General features: G+C 32.1%; 29 protein-coding genes. 26 read left to right on the forward strand and 3 right to left on the reverse strand.

Features of this window, described 5'->3' with window-relative positions; genetic code table 11:
* The first annotated feature begins 129 nt into the window (after positions 1-129).
* Both ACO6OL_RS01280 and cysE read left to right on the forward strand, forming a co-directional pair.
* Positions 130-1,038 carry a PLP-dependent cysteine synthase family protein gene (locus ACO6OL_RS01280; RefSeq protein ID WP_485501849.1) on the forward strand — a complete coding sequence of 303 codons (909 nt, stop codon included), beginning with the start codon at positions 130-132 and terminating at the stop codon, positions 1,036-1,038.
* On the forward strand, positions 1,038-1,577 hold the full coding sequence (cysE, locus tag ACO6OL_RS01285) for a serine O-acetyltransferase (protein WP_314160006.1): 540 nt from the start codon (positions 1,038-1,040) through the stop codon (positions 1,575-1,577). Before ACO6OL_RS01280 ends, cysE begins: the two co-directional genes overlap by 1 nt.
* A 362-nt stretch (positions 1,578-1,939) precedes the next feature.
* On the opposite strand, the gene ACO6OL_RS01290 is transcribed toward cysE, so the two are convergent.
* The 3 genes from ACO6OL_RS01290 to ACO6OL_RS01300 form a co-directional block, all read right to left on the reverse strand.
* Positions 1,940-2,968: a site-specific integrase gene (locus ACO6OL_RS01290; protein WP_485501850.1), complete on the reverse strand. Its 1,029-nt coding sequence runs from the start codon at positions 2,966-2,968 to the stop codon at positions 1,940-1,942.
* 221 nt (positions 2,969-3,189) lie between these two features.
* Entirely contained in the window at positions 3,190-3,690 is a 501-nt protein-coding gene (locus ACO6OL_RS01295) for a hypothetical protein (protein ID WP_485501851.1), read from the reverse strand.
* A 48-nt stretch (positions 3,691-3,738) separates the two neighbouring features.
* Complete coding sequence (locus tag ACO6OL_RS01300) at positions 3,739-4,359, reverse strand: LexA family transcriptional regulator (RefSeq protein ID WP_485501852.1); 621 nt, start codon at positions 4,357-4,359, stop codon at positions 3,739-3,741.
* Positions 4,360-4,519: 160 nt separating this feature from the next.
* Here ACO6OL_RS01300 and ACO6OL_RS01305 point away from each other — a divergent pair, with 160 nt between their 5' ends.
* The 24 genes from ACO6OL_RS01305 to ACO6OL_RS01420 all read left to right on the forward strand — a co-directional run bounded on the left by ACO6OL_RS01305 (position 4,520) and on the right by ACO6OL_RS01420 (position 20,831).
* On the forward strand, positions 4,520-4,729 hold the full coding sequence (locus tag ACO6OL_RS01305) for a hypothetical protein (protein ID WP_485501853.1): 210 nt from the start codon (positions 4,520-4,522) through the stop codon (positions 4,727-4,729).
* A gap of 71 nt (positions 4,730-4,800) precedes the next feature.
* Positions 4,801-4,965 carry a hypothetical protein gene (locus tag ACO6OL_RS01310; RefSeq protein ID WP_485501854.1) on the forward strand — a complete coding sequence of 55 codons (165 nt, stop codon included), beginning with the start codon at positions 4,801-4,803 and terminating at the stop codon, positions 4,963-4,965.
* 1 nt (position 4,966) lies between these two features.
* The gene (locus tag ACO6OL_RS01315; RefSeq protein ID WP_485501855.1) at positions 4,967-5,227 is read left to right on the forward strand and encodes a hypothetical protein; all 261 of its coding nucleotides are present in this window, start codon (positions 4,967-4,969) and stop codon (positions 5,225-5,227) included.
* Positions 5,228-5,231: 4 nt separating this feature from the next.
* Positions 5,232-5,429, forward strand: coding sequence for a hypothetical protein (locus tag ACO6OL_RS01320; RefSeq protein ID WP_485501856.1), 198 nt, complete (start codon positions 5,232-5,234; stop codon positions 5,427-5,429).
* Positions 5,422-5,871: a dCTP deaminase/dUTPase family protein gene (locus tag ACO6OL_RS01325; RefSeq protein ID WP_485501857.1), complete on the forward strand. Its 450-nt coding sequence runs from the start codon at positions 5,422-5,424 to the stop codon at positions 5,869-5,871. Before ACO6OL_RS01320 ends, ACO6OL_RS01325 begins: the two co-directional genes overlap by 8 nt.
* Positions 5,872-5,951: 80 nt before the next feature.
* A complete protein-coding gene (locus ACO6OL_RS01330) occupies positions 5,952-6,560 on the forward strand; it encodes a hypothetical protein (protein ID WP_485501858.1) in 609 nt (202 codons plus the stop codon).
* A complete protein-coding gene (locus ACO6OL_RS01335) occupies positions 6,550-6,762 on the forward strand; it encodes a hypothetical protein (RefSeq protein WP_485501859.1) in 213 nt (70 codons plus the stop codon). Before ACO6OL_RS01330 ends, ACO6OL_RS01335 begins: the two co-directional genes overlap by 11 nt.
* The gene (locus tag ACO6OL_RS01340) at positions 6,752-6,940 is read left to right on the forward strand and encodes a hypothetical protein (RefSeq protein ID WP_485501860.1); all 189 of its coding nucleotides are present in this window, start codon (positions 6,752-6,754) and stop codon (positions 6,938-6,940) included. Before ACO6OL_RS01335 ends, ACO6OL_RS01340 begins: the two co-directional genes overlap by 11 nt.
* Complete coding sequence (locus ACO6OL_RS01345; protein WP_485501861.1) at positions 6,918-7,277, forward strand: hypothetical protein; 360 nt, start codon at positions 6,918-6,920, stop codon at positions 7,275-7,277. The genes ACO6OL_RS01340 and ACO6OL_RS01345 overlap by 23 nt, the downstream gene beginning before the upstream one ends.
* Positions 7,278-7,288: 11 nt before the next feature.
* Positions 7,289-7,732, forward strand: coding sequence for a hypothetical protein (locus ACO6OL_RS01350; RefSeq protein WP_485501862.1), 444 nt, complete (start codon positions 7,289-7,291; stop codon positions 7,730-7,732).
* Positions 7,732-8,913 (forward strand): DUF2800 domain-containing protein, encoded by a 1,182-nt coding sequence (locus tag ACO6OL_RS01355; protein ID WP_485501863.1) that lies wholly within the window; start codon positions 7,732-7,734, stop codon positions 8,911-8,913. Before ACO6OL_RS01350 ends, ACO6OL_RS01355 begins: the two co-directional genes overlap by 1 nt.
* Before the next feature lie 27 nt (positions 8,914-8,940).
* Complete coding sequence (locus ACO6OL_RS01360; RefSeq protein WP_485501864.1) at positions 8,941-9,624, forward strand: DUF2815 family protein; 684 nt, start codon at positions 8,941-8,943, stop codon at positions 9,622-9,624.
* Between the two features lie 53 nt (positions 9,625-9,677).
* A complete protein-coding gene (locus ACO6OL_RS01365; protein ID WP_485501865.1) occupies positions 9,678-11,651 on the forward strand; it encodes a DNA polymerase in 1,974 nt (657 codons plus the stop codon).
* Positions 11,652-11,666: 15 nt separating this feature from the next.
* A complete protein-coding gene (locus ACO6OL_RS01370) occupies positions 11,667-14,078 on the forward strand; it encodes a virulence-associated E family protein (protein WP_485501866.1) in 2,412 nt (803 codons plus the stop codon).
* A gap of 377 nt (positions 14,079-14,455) precedes the next feature.
* Positions 14,456-14,743 (forward strand): PDDEXK family nuclease, encoded by a 288-nt coding sequence (locus ACO6OL_RS01375; RefSeq protein ID WP_485501867.1) that lies wholly within the window; start codon positions 14,456-14,458, stop codon positions 14,741-14,743.
* Positions 14,737-16,125 carry a DEAD/DEAH box helicase gene (locus ACO6OL_RS01380; RefSeq protein ID WP_485501921.1) on the forward strand — a complete coding sequence of 463 codons (1,389 nt, stop codon included), beginning with the start codon at positions 14,737-14,739 and terminating at the stop codon, positions 16,123-16,125. Before ACO6OL_RS01375 ends, ACO6OL_RS01380 begins: the two co-directional genes overlap by 7 nt.
* Positions 16,126-16,127: 2 nt before the next feature.
* Complete coding sequence (locus ACO6OL_RS01385) at positions 16,128-16,337, forward strand: hypothetical protein (RefSeq protein ID WP_485501868.1); 210 nt, start codon at positions 16,128-16,130, stop codon at positions 16,335-16,337.
* Between the two features lie 3 nt (positions 16,338-16,340).
* Positions 16,341-16,565, forward strand: coding sequence for a hypothetical protein (locus ACO6OL_RS01390; RefSeq protein ID WP_485501869.1), 225 nt, complete (start codon positions 16,341-16,343; stop codon positions 16,563-16,565).
* Positions 16,566-16,716: 151 nt separating this feature from the next.
* On the forward strand, positions 16,717-17,736 hold the full coding sequence (locus ACO6OL_RS01395; RefSeq protein WP_485501870.1) for a DNA cytosine methyltransferase: 1,020 nt from the start codon (positions 16,717-16,719) through the stop codon (positions 17,734-17,736).
* A gap of 18 nt (positions 17,737-17,754) precedes the next feature.
* On the forward strand, positions 17,755-17,937 hold the full coding sequence (locus ACO6OL_RS01400; RefSeq protein WP_485501871.1) for a hypothetical protein: 183 nt from the start codon (positions 17,755-17,757) through the stop codon (positions 17,935-17,937).
* A gap of 13 nt (positions 17,938-17,950) precedes the next feature.
* Positions 17,951-18,268 (forward strand): hypothetical protein, encoded by a 318-nt coding sequence (locus ACO6OL_RS01405; protein WP_485501872.1) that lies wholly within the window; start codon positions 17,951-17,953, stop codon positions 18,266-18,268.
* A 135-nt stretch (positions 18,269-18,403) separates the two neighbouring features.
* A complete protein-coding gene (locus ACO6OL_RS01410; RefSeq protein ID WP_485501873.1) occupies positions 18,404-18,877 on the forward strand; it encodes a DUF1492 domain-containing protein in 474 nt (157 codons plus the stop codon).
* Between the two features lie 231 nt (positions 18,878-19,108).
* Positions 19,109-19,534 (forward strand): terminase small subunit, encoded by a 426-nt coding sequence (locus ACO6OL_RS01415; RefSeq protein WP_485501874.1) that lies wholly within the window; start codon positions 19,109-19,111, stop codon positions 19,532-19,534.
* The gene (locus tag ACO6OL_RS01420; RefSeq protein ID WP_485501875.1) at positions 19,524-20,831 is read left to right on the forward strand and encodes a PBSX family phage terminase large subunit; all 1,308 of its coding nucleotides are present in this window, start codon (positions 19,524-19,526) and stop codon (positions 20,829-20,831) included. The genes ACO6OL_RS01415 and ACO6OL_RS01420 overlap by 11 nt, the downstream gene beginning before the upstream one ends.
* Positions 20,832-20,840 lie beyond the last annotated feature (9 nt).

Here is a 20,840-nt window from a genome sequence, read left to right on the forward strand (position 1 = left end):
AAATTAAAATATAGCTGATGAAAACGTTGAAGAATTTTAGTTTAATTACTTTATTTTCAGTAAGAAAATGTGATATAATCAAAATCAAATAATAAAGTTATTTTAATAAGTCAGAAGAGGAGGGATTTTATGATTTCAACATCATTAAAATTCGTGGGTAACACACCCGTATATCAATTAGATAACACAAATATTTTTGTGAAACTAGAAAAATACAACTTAGGAGGAAGTGTAAAAGACAGAGCTGTATTAGGTATGTTAGAAGAAGCTATGTCTCAAGGTGCTATTAATAAAGATACTATTATAGTAGAACCGACTAGTGGGAATACTGGTATAGCTGTGGCTATTTTAGCTTCAGTTTTAGATTTAAAAGCTGTTATAATTATGCCTGAAAGTATGAGTATTGAAAGACGTAATATTATTAAAGCCTATGGGGCACAATTAATTTTAACTCCTAAAGAATTAGGTATTAAAGGGTCAATCGAAAAAGCTGCTGCAATTCGTAAAAAATACAGCAATGCAATTTCTCTAAGTCAATTTGATAACCCTGCTAACCCTGCATATCACCACAAAACAACAGGATGTGAAATTTTAGAACAAGTTCCAAATATTGATGTCTTTGTTGCAGGAGTTGGTACTGGAGGAACATTTACTGGTGTAGCAAGATATCTGAAAGAACAAAAACCAGAAGTTGTAACGATTGCTGTAGAACCAGCGGAATCACCAGCAATTAGTGAAGGGCGTGGAGGTGCTCATAAAATCCAAGGTATTGGAACAGGATTTATTCCAGAAAACTTCCGAAAAGAGTACATGGATGATGTATACACTGTAACAAGTGAAGAAGCAATCGAAGAGACTAAGAACTTCTTACGTTCAACAGGTGTAGGTATAGGTATTTCTTCAGGGGCTGCGATAGTTGGAGCTAAAAAGGCTGCTGAGAAATATCCAGGTAAAAATATCGTAACAATCCTACCGGATGGAGTGGATAAATATTTATCAGTACTTGATTTCGAAGATGTTACATATGTAGAAGTGTAATGAGCTATTTTGAAAATTTAAATTATAATCTAAACAGAGTTTTGAAAGATGATCCTGCAGCGGAGTCAAAACTTATGGTGTATCTTACGTATCCACATATAAAGGCTCTTAATTATCATTTTTTTGCTCATAAACTATATAAAAAAGGATGGCATACTACAGCTAGATTATTATCAAAAAGAGCACGTCGTAAGACTGGTATAGAAATACACCCAGGAGCAAAAATAGGCAAAGGACTATTCATTGATCATGGTATGGGTGTAGTTATAGGAGAAACAGCCGTAGTAGGAGATAATGTCACGATGTATCATGGCACAACATTAGGTGGCACAACATTAGATCCAATTAAAAGACATCCCACGATAGAAGATAATGTAATGATAGGTGCTGGAGCAAAAGTTTTAGGGAATATTACAATTGGAAAAAATTCGAAAATAGGAGCCAATGCAGTTGTAAAACATAGTATTCCTGCAGGAACAATAGTTTATGAAGCGAAACCTGTAGTAAAGTATTTAGAATCTGAGAAAACTAAGATTTAAAATAAAAAAGTAAGTGGTTGAGCCAAACCGAAAGTTTTAGATTTTAAAAAAGTTTATATTATAACTGATAGACGCAGTGGTTTATTGATATCTAAATATGTTTTATAAAAGCTTTTTAGATATCTAATAAACTGTGCGGGGCTGACTCGACAAAATCTTGTTTCTTAAGAAATCACGATTTTGTCGAGTCACCCTCTTACTTTTAAATTATAAGAATTAAACAATTAAATATTTATAGAAGAATAAAGGAGTTATTCAATAAATTGATTTTTTGAAATCATAATTTTAGATATTAGCTCCTTTATTTTTTATATGTTATAATTGTACAAAGCCTGTTAAATAGGCATCTAACAGGCTCGTTTTTATTTTTGCGTAATATCTGCGCAAAGCTTATCCAGTTTTGTTCTAAGGTCTAGTTTCATATTTTCAGTAACGTGAGTGTAAATATCTAATGTAGTATCAATTTTTGAATGTCCTAATCTCTCAGAAATAACTTTAATAGGCACTCCTGCTTCAACTAGTAGTGCAACGTGAGTGTGTCTGAACATGTGAGTAGATAGTTTTATTTTTTTTAAATTGTGATTTAGTGTTGAAAGATTAGTATCGAATAAAGTCTCTGACGCACTCATATATCGCATTAAAATATTTAAGGTTCTATCGTCGATTTCAATTATACGAATACTGGATAAAGTTTTAGGAGATGTAAAGATTCCTGAAGTGTGTTTAGTTTTATTTACACTAAGTGTTTTATTTTCTATATCAATATCTTCAGGTGTTATTGCTAGCAATTCTCCAGCACGTAAACCTGTTAATAATTGAACTGTTACAAAATCTTTGGTAATAGGGTGGGTGATTGATTCTAACACTTCTTGAATTTTATTAGTTTCTATATATTTAATCTTTTGCTTTTCTTTGAATTTATCTTCTTTAGATAAGGTATATTCTAGATTAATGTTAAATGTTGGAACATAGTATGATTTAATAAATTTAAAGAAGATGTTAAAGATAGTTTTAATTAATTTAACATGACTAGGAGAATATTTTTCTCTATACTCAATCAGTTTCTTTTCATACTTTAATTTAGTGATATCATGGAGATATAAATCATCCTCTAGTAATTTAAGACAAAACTCATAAGAGGTTAATGTGTTGATGCTGACAGAATTCTTTTTAATTTCTAAAAATTCTTCCTTATAGAAACCTATAGTTTTTAACTCTACTTTATCTTCTAGTTTTTCTCTAATCTTTTGTTGCAATTCCTCGTATGCTTCTTTTTCCGAAGCTCGTGTTTTGTTTGGCTTAATTACAGTAATTCGTCTGTATTTTCCTTCTTTATCTTTATATCCTTCTGTAAATTGCCATTTTCCATTTGGAAGTTGTCTTTTTTGCATAACAAATACACATCCTTTCTTGATAAACTTAAGATGTGTATGGTATAATATTAGTTAAATGAGCGAGGTTCGCTCCACATCTTAAGTAGTTTTGAGAATCCTATTAATGTATGGCGATATATTAATACTCAAAATGGACTTACGGTTGATAAAAACTCTCACTATCTTGGCGGACGGGGGAGTTTTTTTATTTTGTTTAAACTAATCGAATTCGATATGGTTTATTTTGTTAGGTCAAGCTTAACTTGTGATTCTACATGGTTGTAAGTTTTGTTTTTTCCGTTCCATACATACATTGTAGTAGTAGGATTAGAAACATCAAATTTTGATTTTGGAGATACGTTAATTTCAAATGGTCTATAGTTGACTGTCTCCTCAGTACCTAAGGAAATAATCGCTTTTTTTGTCGACTCATTGTAAATAATCAATGATTTTTGATGGTAAGCATCTCTTTTTTCAACCCACTGTTTGATAAATGTATAAATTTTTTCTGGTGTTAAGTTATTCCACTCATCTTGAGTTAATTTAACTATTCCATAGCTAACATATTTTATATCTGGATCTTTTCTGTTTTCATATTTAATATTTTCAACTGATAGTTTTTCTTTAGGTTGAGTTTGTTCTGTTTTACTTTCTTCCTTTTTCTCCTCCTTACTACTTGAACATCCGCTAATTAATATAGCTCCTGCGATAAGTGAATTTAATAATATTTTTGATTTCATTTTTTAATCTCCTTTAATATTTTATTTTTCAACAGGTGTAAAGCTATCTTAATATTTTTGTCTTAACTCTACAACCTTTCCTAGTATCACAACTGGTTTAGTTACTATTTCATCATTTGAATAAAACATAGGTGGGTATTTTGGATTAGTACTTACTAACATTATTCCATTGTCAGTCTTCTGAAGTTTTTTACAAGTTGCATCATCCCCATTAACTAAAACAATAACAGTATCTCCACTATTAGCATCTGATTGTTGCTTTACGATAACAACATCTCCGCTTTCCATTCTTGGCTCCATGCTATCTCCTTTGATTTTAAGAGCAAAGAACTCTCCTTGATTTTCCCACGATTGTGGTACTTCCTCATAGTCTAAAATATCCTCAACAGCTGAGATAGGTATTCCCGCTGCGACTGTTCCTAAGACTGGGATTTTTAAGCCTTGGGTTGGTTGAGGTTCGTATTCCCAACCTGTTAAATAGTCTATAGAAACATTCAGGAATTTAGCGATTTTTTCTACTACTTCGGTTGGTATTTTTTTAGTAGTTCCATCTTCATATCTTTTTATAGTCGTTTCATGAACGTCTAAAAAATCTGCTATTTGTTTTCTTGTAATTTTTTTCTTTTTTCGAATTTTGAATATTCTTTGTCCAACGTTACTTTTATCCATTATTTCCACCACCTTTTTACAATTTTAATTTTAACATTTTTATTGTAAAAACGCAAGTTTTTTTAAAAAAATATTAAAAAACTTGCAAAAAAGTATTGACAGTTTTTAAAATATGCTATAAAATAAAAATTGCAAAAACGCAAGAAATGGAGGTGAGATTTTGGACTACGAGTTACTAAAAGTCAAAATGAAAAAAAATAAAATAACGTATGAAGCGATGGCTAAAATGCTAGGAATTACATTAAATGGTTTCTCTAACAAGATTAATCAAATTAATTCTAGTGGATTTTATGTAGATGAAGCAAATTTAATTAGAAAAACATTAAATTTAACTCGTGAAGAAACGTTCACTATTTTTTTTAATAACTAACTTGCATTTTTGCAAGTTTAACAACTAAACAAAAACCCCCTTATTTAATAAGGCAGAAAGGAGGAGTGGAGATGAAATTTACAATTAATAACAATGAATTTTATTTGAATGATATTAAATTGGATAAGTTAATCAGTTATACCATTGATGCTGATACCAATAGAACAAAACTCACTATTGAATTAATCGTAGATGATGTTGAGATAGATTCAATAATGAGTGAAAGGAGTGATTAAAATGCAATTTAACACATCTGAACAAGATAAAGCTTATGAGAAATTTTTAGCTGAACGAAAATTTTGGGTTTACGAAAAAGAATTATTGAAAAAAAATATTATTTCAAAATATATGTTGAAAAAAATTGAACCTGAGATTATGAAGCTAGATAATTCTTATGATTTAATTCGTAGGGTTAATGACCGTTTAAAAAAATATCATTATGCAAGGGTCGAGATGTTTTTACATCTATATAACGATTCTCAAAAGAAAGGAGCATAAAGAAATGAATAATCTAAGAAGAAGAAAATTCAATGTGTATTATTGGACGTGTTCAGTTGTTGCTGTATGTATGCTAACATTCAGTAATTTTGATTGGCAAATAATTATAGCAATGCTAACAACTGGAACGGTGATTCCATTTGTGTATTTTGATGAAAGAGGGAAAGACATATTTCCTGATATGGAGGTAGAAGATGAATAAAATGAGAGGATTTGAACTTGTAAAAGGATATGACGGAAAATTACCTGTAATTGCAAATGTTGGTGATGGCGGTGCAGATTTCTACACAGCAGAAAGAGTAGTCTTGAGACCAGGAACAATTAATAATTTAATTCCTACTGGAGTTAAAGCTTATATGAGTGATGGTGAGGTGCTATTATTATTTGCTAGATCTAGTATGGCAAAGAAATACGGATTACGAATGAGTAATAGTGTTGCTGTTATTGATAAAGGTTTTTACAACAATAAAAGTAATGAGGGACATATAACTTTTCTATATGATAATATCACCGATAAAGAAGTGATTATTGAAAAGCACACAAGAATAGGTCAAGGAATATTTATGCAGTTTTTACCGATTGACAATATAGAAGTGCTGTCGCAAGAAAGAACTGGTGGATATGGTAGTAGTGGCAACAAATAATAAAAAAATAGCCGTTTAAAACAACGACTACTTACAAAAATTTACAACTATAAAATAACACATTTAGGAGGAAAAATCAAGTGACAAAAGATAATATTAACAAACCTAATCCAAAACATTACAAAATTGAACTTAAAAATATTCCTGTAATTATCGATGGAAAAGAGGTTGTTGTCGATAATTTACAACTTGAAACAAGACACGTACTAAAAGATGTACTAAACGATACTAAATTAACTCATGAACAAGCATTTTGGTATGGGAATATTGGTAAAAGATATTTTAGATTGTGTAAAAAACACGATGATCCGACAACTGATATTAAGAAGATAATTCAAGAAGCAGCATTCTTACTTAGTTCTATTTTAGGTAAGGAGTATAAAGCTAAATTACTTGATGAACAAGGAAATGATTTATTAAACGAAAAAGAAGAAATAGCAACTATAGGTAAATTACACACCTTATTAAATTCTCAAGAAGAGCGACTTATCAACCGAATAAGAAATATTCAAGCTTTAAAAGTTGAAGGTATCTGTAACATACCTAGTGCTATTGCAAATTTAGCTAGAATTGGTAAAAATCCATTTAAAAATGAAAGGTTCAGGGAATTAATAGAGAAACAAGAACTTACTATTGAAGAGGTTAAAGAACTGATCGATATTTTAGGAGATTTAGCTTATGGAGAATAAAGAAATAGTTTTAGATGAACTTAAAGAACTTTATACGGAAGGATATATCTTTAGTGATATAGCACATTTTCACGATACATTTACATACGAAGACGCAGGTGTAAATAAAGCTTACTTTGAATTGTCAGAAGATGAAGAATTAGAAGTATTAGAAGAGTATATAAAATACAGAAAACAAAGGAGATTAGGAGATGAAGAATAAACGTTTCTCAGAACAAATAGAGGATTTAAAATTCACAAGCAATAAAATGTCTGATTGTGTTGATTTTGGAGTGTTCGATTCATTAGAACGTAGAAAAATTAGAGAAGCACAAGATATATTTGACAACAAAGTATTAGAAATGGAGAAGTTTAAAAATGAGGAAGAATACTGGAGTTAATTTAACTCAAGCAATTAGAAATTACATATATTCTAATCCTGGATGTTCAAAATATGAACTAATTAATAATTTAGGTTTTCCTTATGACAAAATGAGAATGCCTTTAAACAGATTAAAAAATAATGGTGAAATTATAATCGAGGATGGTAAATATACCGCTTTAGAAAGCATAGCATTTTTGAAAGATTATAACCATTCTTCAGAAGAGTTCTCAAGAAGAGGATATTTGAAAAAATTAGTTGATGTTGTTATAGAAAATATTCAAGAATGTACAGATCATAATATAAAAATTCAGTATATTCAAGAAGGTAGAAGATTATTAAAAGATTTAAAATAGGAGATTAAAAAATGAAATTAATAGTAAATGCAAATGTGTTAATCACAAATAAGGAGGATATCCTTTTATTAGATGAAATTGTAGCAAGATATGGAAATGCAGTTGAGAATGTAGCAGTTAATGTGGAGGCTTTTAAAGATTCTCCTGTTCAACAAACTCAATTACCAACTCAACAACCTGTGCAAACAGTACAAGCTGTTCAGCAAACAGTACCTGTACAACCAGTTCAACAGCCTGTGCAAACTCAACCAGTACAAACTGCAGTACCTGTTGCAGAGAAAACTTATACATTAGAAGATTTACAACGTGCATCAAGTACATTAGTTCAAGCTGGTAAAATTCAACTTTTACAGGGCTTATTACAAGAGTTTAACTCATTAGCCCTTACAACATTACCTGTTGAACAATACGGAGCTTTTGCACTTAGATTAAGAGAATTAGGAGCGGCTATCTAATGACTGAGATTAATCACAAAGAAAGGGCTCATGCAAAGCTTAGTGCTAGTGGTGCCAGTAGGTGGGTCACCTGTCCTGGTAGTGTTCAAATGGAGGAAGGTATTCCAGACACTGAGTCTGTTTATGCAAAGGAAGGAACATTGGCACATGAATTAAGCGAACTTAAACTAAAGCATTATTTAGATTCAAAAGGCTTTGGTAAAAGAAAGCTTAATGCTGCAGTTAAAAAGATAAAAGAAGATGAATTATATCAAGCTGAAATGGATGGATTTACAGACAATTATGTTGATTTTATAAAAGAAAAAGCTTTAAGCTTTCCATCTAAGCCTTATATAGAGATTGAAAAAAGAGTAGATTTTTCTAGTTGGGTTCCAGGAGGATTTGGGACTTGTGACTGTATTTTAATTCACGGGACTACACTTTCTATTATTGATTTGAAATATGGCAAGGGGGTTCCAGTCTCTGCTGAGAAAAATGAACAGCTAATCTTATATGCACTTGGAGCTTATAACGCTTTTAGCTTAATTTACGATATAAAAAAAATTGAAATGAATATTGTACAACCACGCTTAAATAATTATTCAAGTTGGGAAGTTGACCTCTCTGAATTGTTATTGTGGGGTGATTATTTCAGCGTTCAATCAAGTAAGGCTCTAAGTGGTGAAGGTGAATTAGTTCCATCTGCTAAGGCTTGTAAATTCTGTAAAGCCCGTGATATTTGTTCTGCCAGGGCGGAGAATAATTTATCTCTAGAATCGGAAATTCACTTAAATCCTAATGAAATTCCTAGAGATAAGCTATTCGAATATATCTCACGAGGTGAAGACATAGCGAAGTGGGTTAACGATTTAAAAGCCTATGCCTTAAATCTATGCTTAACTGGTGAAGATGTTAAGGGACTAAAAGCAGTAGCTGGAAGAACTTCACGCTCTTGGACTAATCAAGATGAGGCACTTAAGAAATTAATTGATGGCGGTATTGATGAAGCTATAATTTTTGATAAAGTACCGTTGACTTTGGCTAAACTAGAAAAAGCCCTTGGGAAAGAACAATTTAACAATTTAGTAGGTGATATGGTTGTTACAAGTACAGGAAAGCCTACTTTAGTATTTGAAAACGATAAAAGACCTGCGATTACTGACACAGTAAAAGCAACAAGTATATTTAAACCAATAAATTAAAACAGAAATTAAGGAGATTTTAAAATTATGACAAATGAAACAACAGCAGTAGTACAAAACGTGAGATTAAGTTATGTAAATGTATTTAAACCTTTCTCAAATAATCCAGATTTACCGCCAAAATATAGCACTACAATTTTATTACCAAAAAGCGATTTAAATAGTAAGCAAAGATTAGATGCAGCAATTCAAGCTGCAGCTCAAAAAGGATTAAATGAAAAATGGAACGGTGTAATGCCACCTGTAGTTGCTAATCCTATCCATGATGGTGATGGAGTGAAGCAAGATGGAACACCATTCGGAGATGAATGTAAAGGTTGTTGGGTTTTCACAGCCAGTGCAAACGCTGATAGACAACCGCAAATTGTAGATCAAAATGTTCAACCTATATTAAATCAATCTGAAATTTATTCAGGAGTTTATGCGAACGTAGCTATTAATGTATTTCCATATATGCATACAGGGAAAAAAGGTGTTGGATTCGGGCTTACTCACATTCAAAAAGTTAGAGATGGTGAAGCCTTAGGTGGTGCTCCAGTATCTGCAGATAAATTATTTACAACGTTAGGTGGTGCATCAAATCCTAATCCATTCCCTAATCCGCAACAAGCACAACCTGTACAGCAGTATCAACAAACTACACCTCAATACCAACAACCAACTCAACAAGTTTCAATTGGGATAGATCCATTAACTGGACTTCCACTTTAAAATTAATAAATTACTATGGGGGGTTAGCCCCCCTAAATTTTTAGGAGGACTATATGCAACATTTAAGTATTGATATTGAAACACGAAGCAGTGAGAATATATCTAAATGTGGGGCTTATAAATATGCTCAATCTGAAGACTTTGAAATTTTGCTATTCTCTTACAAACTTAATGATTCGGAAGTTAAATTGGTAGATTTAAAACAAGGTGAAAAAATTCCAGATGATATCGCTGCTTTATTAAATAATCCAGATTGTATTAAGCATGCATATAATGCTGCTTTTGAGTGGTACTGCTTAAATAGGGCTGGATATGAGACTAATATATCTCAGTGGAGGTGTACTATGATGCACGCAACTTATTTAGGATTGCCTGCTGGATTAGGAATGACTGGTAAGGCAATAGGTATTTCAGAAGATAAGAAAAAATTGACAACTGGAAGTAGATTAATTCAATATTTCTCTGTTCCCTGTAAGCCAACAAAGACCAATGGTGGTAGGACTTGGAATAATCCGCATCATGATTTAGAGAAATGGAAACTATACTGTGATTATAATATGCAGGACGTAGAAGCAGAATATGAAATATACCAATATATAAAAGCTTTTGAAGTTCCATCAAAAGAACAAAAACTTTGGGAAATGGATATTCTAATGAACGCTAACGGAGTAATGGTAGATAGATCACTTGTAAATGGTGTGCTTTCTATCGATTCTGAAAGTACTAATAATTTAACAGAGGAAGCTTTTAAAATTACCGAACTTGAAAATCCAAATAGTGTTAGTCAACTTAAAACTTGGGTTGAAAATCAATTAGGAGAAGAACTTGATGGATTAACAAAAGATGTTATTTCTGATTTGTTATCAAGAGATAATTTACCGTTGAAAGTTAAAAGAGTTTTAGAGATAAGGCAACAACTTGGAAAAACTAGTGTTAGTAAATATGCAGCTATGGAAAATGCGATGTGTAAGGACGATAGAGTTCGAGGGCTGTTACAGTTTTACGGAGCTAACAGGACTGGTCGTTGGGCCGGTAGATTAGTGCAGGTTCAAAACTTACCTAGAAACTACATCGATACGCTAGACACAGCTAGAAATTTTGCAAAAGCTGGTAATTATGAAGCTTTAAAACTTCTATATGGTAATGTGCCTGACACACTAAGCCAACTAGTAAGAACAGCATTTATTGCTAGCAAGGATAAATTTATAATAAGCGATTTTAGTGCTATTGAAGCACGTGTAATTGCTTGGTTAGCAGGTGAAGAGTGGGTCAACGAAGTATTCGCAACACACGGTAAAATCTACGAGGCAACAGCAAGTCAGATGTTTAATGTACCGATTGATAAAATCTCAAAAGGTAATCCTGAGTATAGCTTAAGGCAACGTGGTAAAGTTGCTACATTAGCATTAGGATATCAAGGCGGTGAATCAGCTTTAATAGCAATGGGAGCTGATAGAATGGGCCTTACTAGTGAAGAACTTATGGATATTAAGGTTCGTTGGAGAGAAGCTAATAAGAACATTGTCCGCTTATGGTATGCAGTTGGAGATGCTGTAATTCAAGCTATGAATGGCAACGGAACTCAATATGTAAGAGGACTTGAGATTCAACGTGAATGGGATATGATGTACGGCCTTGATTTTATATCGATTAAATTACCTAGTGGCCGTTCGCTATATTATCCTAAGCCATTTTTAAAATTGAACCAATTTGAAAAAGATGCTCTTCATTATTACGGAGTTAACCAAACTACTAAAAAATGGGAAGTTAACTCAACTTATGGAGGAAAGCTAGTCGAGAATATTGTTCAAGCAATAGCAAGAGATTGCCTAGCGGAAACATTGTTAAGACTATACGAAAAAAATTATGATGTTGTAATGCATATCCATGATGAAGTGGTAATAGATGCTTACGATGATGAAAAACTAGAAGATGTAAATAATATTTTGGCAGAGCCTATTCCTTGGGCTCCTGGATTAGTGCTAAAAGGTGCTGGATTTGAGACTAAATATTATATGAAAGATTAGATAGGAGGTTAAAAAGTGCAAGCAAATAGATTATTAGGAATTGCTAAAGCAAATCATAGAAAAGCAACTATTTGGCAAAATACAGATATTAGTTGGCTTGACTTTGTAGAAACTTTAAAATCTCCAGTTAGAACACAAGAGAAATACGATGAATTTCTCAAGATGAAAAAATCGGATCAAGATAATTTAAAAGATGTTGGGGGCTTCACTGGTGCTAAGCTTTTAGATGGCCGAAGAAAAGCAACGAACATAATTAGTCGTGATGTTGTCTGTCTAGACTTGGATAACATACAACCAAATATGACTGATGACATTTTGAAAAGAGTAGGTTCGCTTGGGTGTACTTCTGTTGTTTATTCAACTAGAAAACACAGTAATTATACACCTAGACTTAGGGTGCTTATTCCACTTGATGAAAGTTGCACTCCTGATGAATATGAACCCATTGCTAGAAAATTAGGTAGCTTGTTAGGGATTGAAAATTGTGATCCAACTACTTTTGAAGTTAACCGTTTTATGTATTATCCATCATGTTCGGTTGATAGTGAGTACATATTCCAGTTTTATCCTGGGCAATTTTGTAGTCGTGTTGGTGTTCTTAATATGTATGCTGACTGGACTGACATTTCAACGTGGCCACACGTCCCTGGTCAAGACACTAAACAAAAACAACTTTTAGCCCGACAACAAGATCCACTAACTAAAAATGGATTAGTTGGCCCATTTTGTAAAGTTTATGATATCACAACGGCCATCCAAACTTTTATCCCTGCTTTATATGAAGCAACGGCCACTCCTGATAGATATACTTTCACTGGTGGTAGTACTTCTGGAGGGGCTGTACTTTATGATAATAAATTCCTTTATTCACATCACGCAACTGATCCATGTTGTGGCCAACTTGTTAATGCTTTTGACTTAATAAGAATACACAAATTCAGTAATCTTGATGAGAACGTGAAAGACGGAACTCCTGTAAGCAAATATCCATCATACAAGGCCATGAAAAAACTAGCTCTTGAAGATGCTAATGTAGCAGCTTTGATGAATAGTGAAATGGTGGCCAACGCTAAAGATGTTTTTAAAATCGTAAGTAATGATGAAGAAAATAATCAAGCTGAAGATGAATTAAACTGGCTTTCACAACTTGAAAGAAGTGAAGAAGGTAAAATTCAAAAGACTATTAATAATATAGTTTTGATTCTGGAAAATGATCCAAACTTAAAAGATAAAATTGCTATTGATATTTTTAGTAATCGAGGATTAGTTTTTGGTCAACTGCCTTGGGATAAACATTATGATCCAAATAAAGATCACAGAGATTGGTCTGAAGTGGATGATGCTTCTTTTTCTAGGTATCTTGAAACAGTTTATAAAATAACGGGCCAGGATAAGCAAGATAAAGCTTTATTAATTGTGAGTGATGGAAATAGAATTAATTATGTTGAAAGATATCTAACATCTTTACAATGGGACGGAGTACCGAGGATAGATAATCTACTTATTGATTATTTTGGTGCAGCTGATAATGTATTTTCTAGAGAAGCTATTCGAAAAAGTTTAGTAGCTGCGGTGGCCAGGGCCATAATTGGTGGAGTTAAATTTGATGTAATGACAATTTTAGCTGGGCCACAAGGTGTTGGTAAGAGTACATTCTTTTCTATCTTAGGTAAAGAATGGTTTAATGACAGTTTACAAACTTTTGAAGGTAAAGAGGCTTCTGAACTTATCCAGGGGAGCTGGATTGTAGAGGTAGGAGAACTTACCGCAATGAATAGGCATGATACGAATGCAATCAAGCAATTCTTGAGTAAAAGAGAAGATATATATAGGGAAGCTTACGGAAGACGTACAAGCAAATATCCTAGAAGATGTGTTTTCTATGGAACATCAAACGATGATGAATTTTTAAAAGATCCAACCGGAAATAGACGTTTTTGGCCTATTGATATTTGTGTAGGTGAAATTAAAAAAAGCGTTTGGGATGATTTACCAAAAGATGTTGACCAGGTGTGGGCCGAGGCTTACGCATTATTTCTAATGGGTGAAAGCTTGCAACTTAGCAAGGAGGCCGAAGAGTTGGCCAATATTGCACGTGAACACCATAAAGAATCAAACGCAAAAGAAGGTTTAATTCGTGATTACCTTGATAAACCTATTACCGAAAACTGGTATTCTCTTGATGCTGGTACAAGGAAAAACATTTTAGCAGGCGATTTTGATAAAGGAGCTAAAATGGTATTTAGGCAAAAAGTGTGTGCTGTAGAAGTATATGAGGAGTGCTTAAAAGGTGATTTACGATTTATGAAGAGAACTGATGCAAAAGAAATAAATCAAATAATTAGTAATATTGTTGGGTGGGTTAAGGATGAAAAAGCAACACGTTTTGGAAATTACGGCCCGCAAAAAGGATTTAAAAGGGTGTAACTTTGGGTGTAACTTTGGAGAAAGAAAGTTACAAATCAAAAATCAAAATGTAACTTTAGTGTAACTTTGGGAAATTATAAAACCTTGTTATATCAAAGGTTTAACCAACCTGGTGTAACTTTAAAAGTGGAAAGTTACACCTAAAGTTACACCTTATAAACGTTGATATAATAACTCTAATAAGTATTTTATATATTAATTTGTAACTTTAAAACCTATATATATTATAAAAATAAAGGAATTATAGAAAATATAGGATTATATAAATCTATAATATCTATAATATCTATAATATCTATGTTTTATATACTATATAGGGAAAATAAAGTTACAAGTTACAAATTAAAAATTTTAAAATTGAGAGATGATTTTGACAAATGGAAATATCAGAAAAGCAAATTGAAAAATATTTAGTAAAAAAAATTAAAGATAAAAAAGGCCTGTGTTTAAAATTTGAGTCTCCAGGATATTCAGGAGTGCCAGATAGAATTATTATTTTAAAAAATAAACCTGTGGCTTTTGTAGAATTAAAAAGGCCTATTGGTGGCCGATATTCAGCAAGGCAAAAATTAGTAGAGAGAGATTTTAATCGGTTGGGCCAAAAAGTTTATAAAGTAAAAAATAAAGAAGGGGTAGATAAGTTAGTAGAGGAGTTGATATCGTGAGAGAGTTTATTCCACATAAGTATCAATTAACAGCAATTAATCATGTGATCAATGTTCCCAAATGTGGACTATTTCTTGATATGGGATTAGGGAAGACAGTATCAACATTAACAGCAATTAAGGAGTTAAAATACAATAGATTTCAAGTTAATAAAGTGTTGATTATTGCACCGAAAAAAGTGGCCGAGGGAACATGGTCGAAAGAAAAAGATAAATGGAATCACACAAAAGATTTTAGAGTAAGTTTAGTGTTGGGAAGTCAGCAAAAGAGAATTAAAGCTTTAAGTGTAAATGCAGATTTATATATTATCAACCGTGAAAATATTTCCTGGTTAGTCGATTATCTAAGAAATGATTGGTATTTCGATACTGTTGTAATTGATGAAAGTAGCAGTTTTAAAAATAGTCAAAGTAAGAGATTTAAAGCTTTGAAAATGGTACTTCCTAAAATTAATAGGTTGATTGAGTTAACAGGAACTCCGAGCCCAAATGGTGTGGAGGACTTGTGGGCCCAAATATATTTACTTGATCAAGGAGAGAGATTAGAGAAATATATCACACATTTTAGAAATAGATATATGGAGCCGAATAAGAGAAATAGAAGTCAAATTTTTGATTATAAAGTAAAAGAAGGAGTTTATGATCACATCATAAATAAAATATCCGATATCTGTATAAGCATGAAATCGGAGGACTATTTAGAACTTCCCGATTTATCTTACAATGAAATACCTGTTGTGTTAAATGATAAAGCAAGAAAAGACTATGACAAAATGGAACGTGATTTTGTCCTGGAGCTAGAAGAAGCAGAAGAGGATATAACAGCAGTAAATGCAGCCGCATTATCAAATAAACTATTACAAATAAGTAATGGTGCGGTATATGATAATTCAGGAATTTACACAGAAGTGCATAATGCAAAAATAGATTCATTTCTTGAGTTAGTAGAAAGTTTACAAGGGCGAAGTCTTTTGGTATTTTACAACTTTCAACACGACAAAGAAAGAATTAAGAAAGCTTTAGAAAAAAGTAATTTAGTAGTTAGAGAATTAAAAACTACACAAGATGAAGATGATTGGAACGCAAGAAAAATAGATATTCTATTGACACATCCAGCAAGTGCTGCATATGGTCTTAATTTGCAAGAAGGTGGAAATCATGTGTGTTGGTTCGGTTTAACTTGGAATTTAGAACATTATCAACAGGCCAACAAGCGATTACATAGACAAGGCCAAAAAGAAAAGGTAATTATTCATCACTTAGTCACACAAGATACAAGAGATGAAGATGTAATGAGGGCCTTAGATAGTAAGGCGGATGTTCAAGAGGAAATATTACAAAGCTTGAAAGCTAGAATTAGAAAAGTTAAAGAAGGTAAGTAGAAATGTTAAAAAATCCAGAAAATATATTATTCATTTTTTTAGGAGTATTAATAGGTTTGCTATTAACAGAAATTTTCCATCTTAACTTTGAAAAGGAAAACAAAGAATTGAAAATGGAAAATCATAAATTAGAACAAAAGCTTTTGAAACTTTATGATGAACAAGCTGAACAAACTAAGAAAATAGCAGAATTAAACGGAATAGGAGGATAAGAGATGGTTAAAAAGATATGGAATAACATAGAGATCATATTAATCACACTTTCAATGTTGTTAGCAATGTTTACAGCGGGATTGATGTTGGGGGTGTATGTATCGAGCAACACAATTGAGGAGCTTTCTAATGACAATATAGTCAAAGAAAGGACTATCCAGGATCAGAAACAGAGAATTAGAGAATTACAATTACTTAAACAATATAAGGAGATATACAATGCTTAGATATGTTTTTGAATGGTTTGGAATCATACTGTTATTTGGTTTCATAATGATAATGTGTAATACTAAGTTTACTACAGAGGATGGATATGTAATAACATTTGTGTGGGCAATCTGTAGGATTTGTCTTACATTTGAGAATAGGAGATAAATTATGAATTTTTTAGACTTGTTTGCCGGGATAGGTGGCTTTCGTTTAGGAATGGAAAGAGCCGGGCATAAATGTGTAGGATTTTGTGAAATAGATAAATTTGCAAGATTAAGTTATAAAGCAATGCACAACACAGAAAATGAAATAGAATATCATGATATAAAAGAGGTGACTAATGAAGAATTTAGAAAACTTAGAGGAAAGGTTGATGTTATTTGCGGAGGATTCCCATGTCAAGCCTTTTCAATTGCAGGAAAGCAACTGGGATTTGAGGACACTAGAGGAACTTTATTCTATGAAATTGCTAGAGCAACCAAAGAAATCAAACCACGCTATTTATTGCTTGAGAACGTTAGAAACTTACTATCACACGACAAAGGGAAAACATTCACTAGAATACTTAAAATCTTGGATGAACTGGGGTATGATGTCGAGTGGCAAGTGCTTAACAGCAAAAATTTCGGAGTCCCACAGAATAGGGAACGTGTCTTCATTGTTGGACATCTTAGAGGAGAATGTACCTACAGAGTATTTCCTATCAGAGGAGAAAACAAAGATCTTGATTATGAACCGAAAATAAGCATTATTGGGAATACTAAAAACCCTAACGGTAGTTGTCAAGGGACAAGAACTGTTGTTCATGATAAAAACGGTATCGTTGGAGCGTTATTAGCTACTGATTATAAAGCACCGAAACAAGTAGCAGTACCAGTACTTACTCCTGATAGAGTGGAGAAAAGACAAAACGGTAGGAGATTTAAGGAAAATGGCGAACATATGTTTACATTAACAACACAAGATAGACATGGGGTACTGATTAAAGAAGCGAATAAACAAGGTGTCGTATTATCAGATTATAAAATAAGAAAATTGACACCTAAAGAGTGTTGGAGATTACAAGGTTTCCCAGATGAATTGTTTGATAAAGCACAAGAGGTTAACAGCAATAGTCAACTGTATAAACAAGCCGGTAATAGTGTGACTGTAAATGTAATTGAAGAGATAGCTAAAAGACTGAAGTAGTAAAGTAGGAGAACTAGAATGACTAACAGAATATATTTAACGTTAAAATATAAAGATGCTCAAATTATAAAACATGCATTACAAGAATATCTTAAGAGATCCGATGTGAAAAATGAAACAGATATTGAAGAAGAAACCGTGCTTCTTAAAAGCATCGAGAAAGAAGTGAATCTGTTTAAAAGCAAGAATAGAATTAAGTAAGAGGTAAAAGAGTATGGATGAATTAATGAAAAACATTGTTGAAAAATTAAATTTAAGTATAGATAAAGCACCAGAAATATATGAAGGATTAAAAAAACAGTATGTTATATATGATACTTGTAATACGATATTAGAAATATTATTTTTTATTGTGATAATAGGTTTAATGTTAGTGGTTATTTTTGGGCAAGAGGAAATAATTTCAAGAAAAAACCTTAAATTGATGGGAACAGCATTAATAACAATAATTATCATTGGAATAGGAATTTTAATATTTAGAAATATTAATACGCCAGATATAGTGTTTTTAAAAGGAATGATAAGGGGGTAAAAAAATGGATTTAAAATCAACCTATATAATCGACATTCTACTTTACATCATAGGTATATTTTTTAGTATTTCACTAATTTTTGTAATAGTGATTATGGTAGTCACGACAAAGAGATATATTAACAGGAGGAAGTAATGGTATTAAATAGACAAGAAAGACAAACAAATCAGAAAAAGAAATTTTTATCAAAATTATGGTACATTAAACGATTAATAGCTTCTAATGAAGAGAAAATTAAAGATAGAAGATCTATGTTAAAACATAATATTAAACCTATTGATTATGCAAAAGAACAAATCAAAGGTGGTAACAAATATAGTTGGGATAATTTAATTTATGAGATCGATAATTTAGAACGTGAAATTGTTGACAATACTGTAGAGCTTGTTAAGACAGAAAGAGAAATATTTGACTGCATTAAAAACGTTGAAGATTTACAATATAGATTATTATTACAATATCGATACTTTGATTGCAAAGATTGGTTAGAAATTGATCATTTATTAAAAATTGAAGCTAATACGAGAAATAGAAAACATTCTGAAGCTTTAAAAGCAGTTAAAATTGATAAGTTGTTTCAAAAAGTAAAAAAAGATAAAACAAAGTAAAAAGAGATAAACAAAAGTAAGTAGGTAAGTGATATAATAGTAATATAAGATTTTAGGTAGAGGACTCCTAGAGATTGTTATTAGTTAGATTTTTTATAAGCAGACGTGTACAGCAAACTTTTTATTTTTTTTTTTCATAGTATTAAATCTCTACCTAAAATCACCTATCATAAAAACTTCCTAGACAGTTTAACGACTGTCTTTTTATTTTGCCTGAACGGAGGTGGAAAATTGGCGAAATTGACAACTAAACAAAAAGAATTTGCTGATGAGTACATCTTAAGCGGAAATGCGATGCAATCAGCAATTAAAGTAGGATACAGCGTAAATTATGCAAAATCTCAAAGTCACAAATTGTTGGAAAATGTAGGAATAAAATCTTACATCGATGAGCGGATGAAAGAGATTGAATCTAAGAAGACAGCAACGCAGCAAGAGGTTATTCAGTATTTAACCTCAGTAATGAGAGGCGAACAAACAGAGGAAATACTTATAGGACGGGGTCAAGGTTTCCAGGAGACAACCTATATTGATGTTAGTGCGAAAGATAGAATAAAAGCTGCAGATATCCTAAATAAAATTCACCAAGCAAGAGAAGAAAAAAGCTCAACTGCTACTGAAAGCATCATAATTGTTGATAGGTGGAATGATGAGTAATTTTGATGTTCAGAAGAATGTGAATCTACATTTTAAACCTGTGTGGCTTTCTAAAGTGCCTTACAACGTATTAAAAGGCGGCAGGAACAGCTTTAAATCTTCAGTTATAGCTTTAAAATTGGTTAATGATATGGTTAAATTGATAGCTAAAGGAGAGAAAGCTAATGCTGTAGTAATCAGGAAAGTAGCAAATACAATTCGTGATAGTGTCTTTAATAAGATAAATTGGGCTATAAATATGTACGGCTTAAGCAATTCATTTAAAAGTACAGTATCTCCTTTTAAAATAACTCATACTTTAACAGGATCAAGTTTTTATTTCTACGGGGCGGATGACTTCCAAAAGTTAAAATCAAATGATATTAATAATATTATTGCAGTGTGGTATGAAGAAGCCGCCGAGTTTGAAAGCCAGGAGGAATTCGACCAAACAAACATTACATTTATGCGACAAAAACACAGATTAATACCTTTTGTGCAATTCTTCTGGAGCTATAATCCACCTAGAAATCCTTATATCTGGATTAATGAGTGGAGCGAACTAATGAAAACTAACGAAAGTTATTTGGTTCATGAATCAAGCTATTTGAATGATGAATTAGGTTTTGTTACAGAGCAAATGTTAGCTGATATTAATCGCATTAAAGAAAATGACTTTGATTATTATCGCTACATTTATTTAGGAGAGCCAGTTGGATTAGGTAATAACGTTTATAACATGGCTTGTTTTCACCCGTTACAGGAGTTGCCAACAGATGATAAAATTATAGGAATATCTTATGCGCTAGATACAGGGCACCAACAAAGCGCCACGGCTTGCGGTGCTTACGGTATTACTGCTAAAGGAAATGTAATCTTATTAGATACTTTTTATTATTCTCCAGCAGGTAGAAGTGTTAAAGCTGCGCCTAGTGATTTAACAGTAATGATTAATGATTTCATTACTGGAGTACAGGAGAGATACAATGTACCTATTATCAGGTTAACAATAGATAGTGCTGAGGGAGCGTTAAGAAACCAATACTATAAAGATTTTGGAATTAGGTGGGTACCTGTGGCAAAGAAAAAGAATCAGACCATGATTGATATGGTAACAAGCTTACTTGCACAAGGTAGGTTTTTTTATTTAGATCACGAAAATAACAAGATATTCATTGAAGAACACAAAATGTACAGATATGATGAAAAGACGATTAAAACACCCGAACCAAAAGTAATTAAAGAGGACGACCACACCGTCGATGAATTTAAGTATTTTGTTTTAGATAACTCAAAACTATTAGGATTAAAAGTATAGGAGTAACAA

The sequence above is a fragment of the Gemella sp. genome, from assembly GCF_057272915.1.

Bases quoted from the DNA above. Each gene is read 5' to 3' on its own strand.
- ACO6OL_RS01280 (WP_485501849.1), top strand. From the start codon at position 130: ATGATTTCAACATCATTAAAATTCGTGGGTAACACACCCGTATATCAA.
- cysE (WP_314160006.1), top strand. From the start codon at position 1,038: ATGAGCTATTTTGAAAATTTAAATTATAATCTAAACAGAGTTTTGAAA.
- ACO6OL_RS01290 (WP_485501850.1), bottom strand. From the start codon at position 2,968: ATGCAAAAAAGACAACTTCCAAATGGAAAATGGCAATTTACAGAAGGA.
- ACO6OL_RS01295 (WP_485501851.1), bottom strand. From the start codon at position 3,690: ATGAAATCAAAAATATTATTAAATTCACTTATCGCAGGAGCTATATTA.
- ACO6OL_RS01300 (WP_485501852.1), bottom strand. From the start codon at position 4,359: ATGGATAAAAGTAACGTTGGACAAAGAATATTCAAAATTCGAAAAAAG.
- ACO6OL_RS01310 (WP_485501854.1), top strand. From the start codon at position 4,801: ATGAAATTTACAATTAATAACAATGAATTTTATTTGAATGATATTAAA.
- ACO6OL_RS01315 (WP_485501855.1), top strand. From the start codon at position 4,967: ATGCAATTTAACACATCTGAACAAGATAAAGCTTATGAGAAATTTTTA.
- ACO6OL_RS01320 (WP_485501856.1), top strand. From the start codon at position 5,232: ATGAATAATCTAAGAAGAAGAAAATTCAATGTGTATTATTGGACGTGT.
- ACO6OL_RS01325 (WP_485501857.1), top strand. From the start codon at position 5,422: ATGAATAAAATGAGAGGATTTGAACTTGTAAAAGGATATGACGGAAAA.
- ACO6OL_RS01335 (WP_485501859.1), top strand. From the start codon at position 6,550: ATGGAGAATAAAGAAATAGTTTTAGATGAACTTAAAGAACTTTATACG.
- ACO6OL_RS01340 (WP_485501860.1), top strand. From the start codon at position 6,752: ATGAAGAATAAACGTTTCTCAGAACAAATAGAGGATTTAAAATTCACA.
- ACO6OL_RS01345 (WP_485501861.1), top strand. From the start codon at position 6,918: ATGAGGAAGAATACTGGAGTTAATTTAACTCAAGCAATTAGAAATTAC.
- ACO6OL_RS01350 (WP_485501862.1), top strand. From the start codon at position 7,289: ATGAAATTAATAGTAAATGCAAATGTGTTAATCACAAATAAGGAGGAT.
- ACO6OL_RS01355 (WP_485501863.1), top strand. From the start codon at position 7,732: ATGACTGAGATTAATCACAAAGAAAGGGCTCATGCAAAGCTTAGTGCT.
- ACO6OL_RS01360 (WP_485501864.1), top strand. From the start codon at position 8,941: ATGACAAATGAAACAACAGCAGTAGTACAAAACGTGAGATTAAGTTAT.
- ACO6OL_RS01365 (WP_485501865.1), top strand. From the start codon at position 9,678: ATGCAACATTTAAGTATTGATATTGAAACACGAAGCAGTGAGAATATA.
- ACO6OL_RS01375 (WP_485501867.1), top strand. From the start codon at position 14,456: ATGGAAATATCAGAAAAGCAAATTGAAAAATATTTAGTAAAAAAAATT.
- ACO6OL_RS01385 (WP_485501868.1), top strand. From the start codon at position 16,128: ATGTTAAAAAATCCAGAAAATATATTATTCATTTTTTTAGGAGTATTA.
- ACO6OL_RS01390 (WP_485501869.1), top strand. From the start codon at position 16,341: ATGGTTAAAAAGATATGGAATAACATAGAGATCATATTAATCACACTT.
- ACO6OL_RS01395 (WP_485501870.1), top strand. From the start codon at position 16,717: ATGAATTTTTTAGACTTGTTTGCCGGGATAGGTGGCTTTCGTTTAGGA.
- ACO6OL_RS01400 (WP_485501871.1), top strand. From the start codon at position 17,755: ATGACTAACAGAATATATTTAACGTTAAAATATAAAGATGCTCAAATT.
- ACO6OL_RS01405 (WP_485501872.1), top strand. From the start codon at position 17,951: ATGGATGAATTAATGAAAAACATTGTTGAAAAATTAAATTTAAGTATA.
- ACO6OL_RS01410 (WP_485501873.1), top strand. From the start codon at position 18,404: ATGGTATTAAATAGACAAGAAAGACAAACAAATCAGAAAAAGAAATTT.
- ACO6OL_RS01420 (WP_485501875.1), top strand. From the start codon at position 19,524: ATGATGAGTAATTTTGATGTTCAGAAGAATGTGAATCTACATTTTAAA.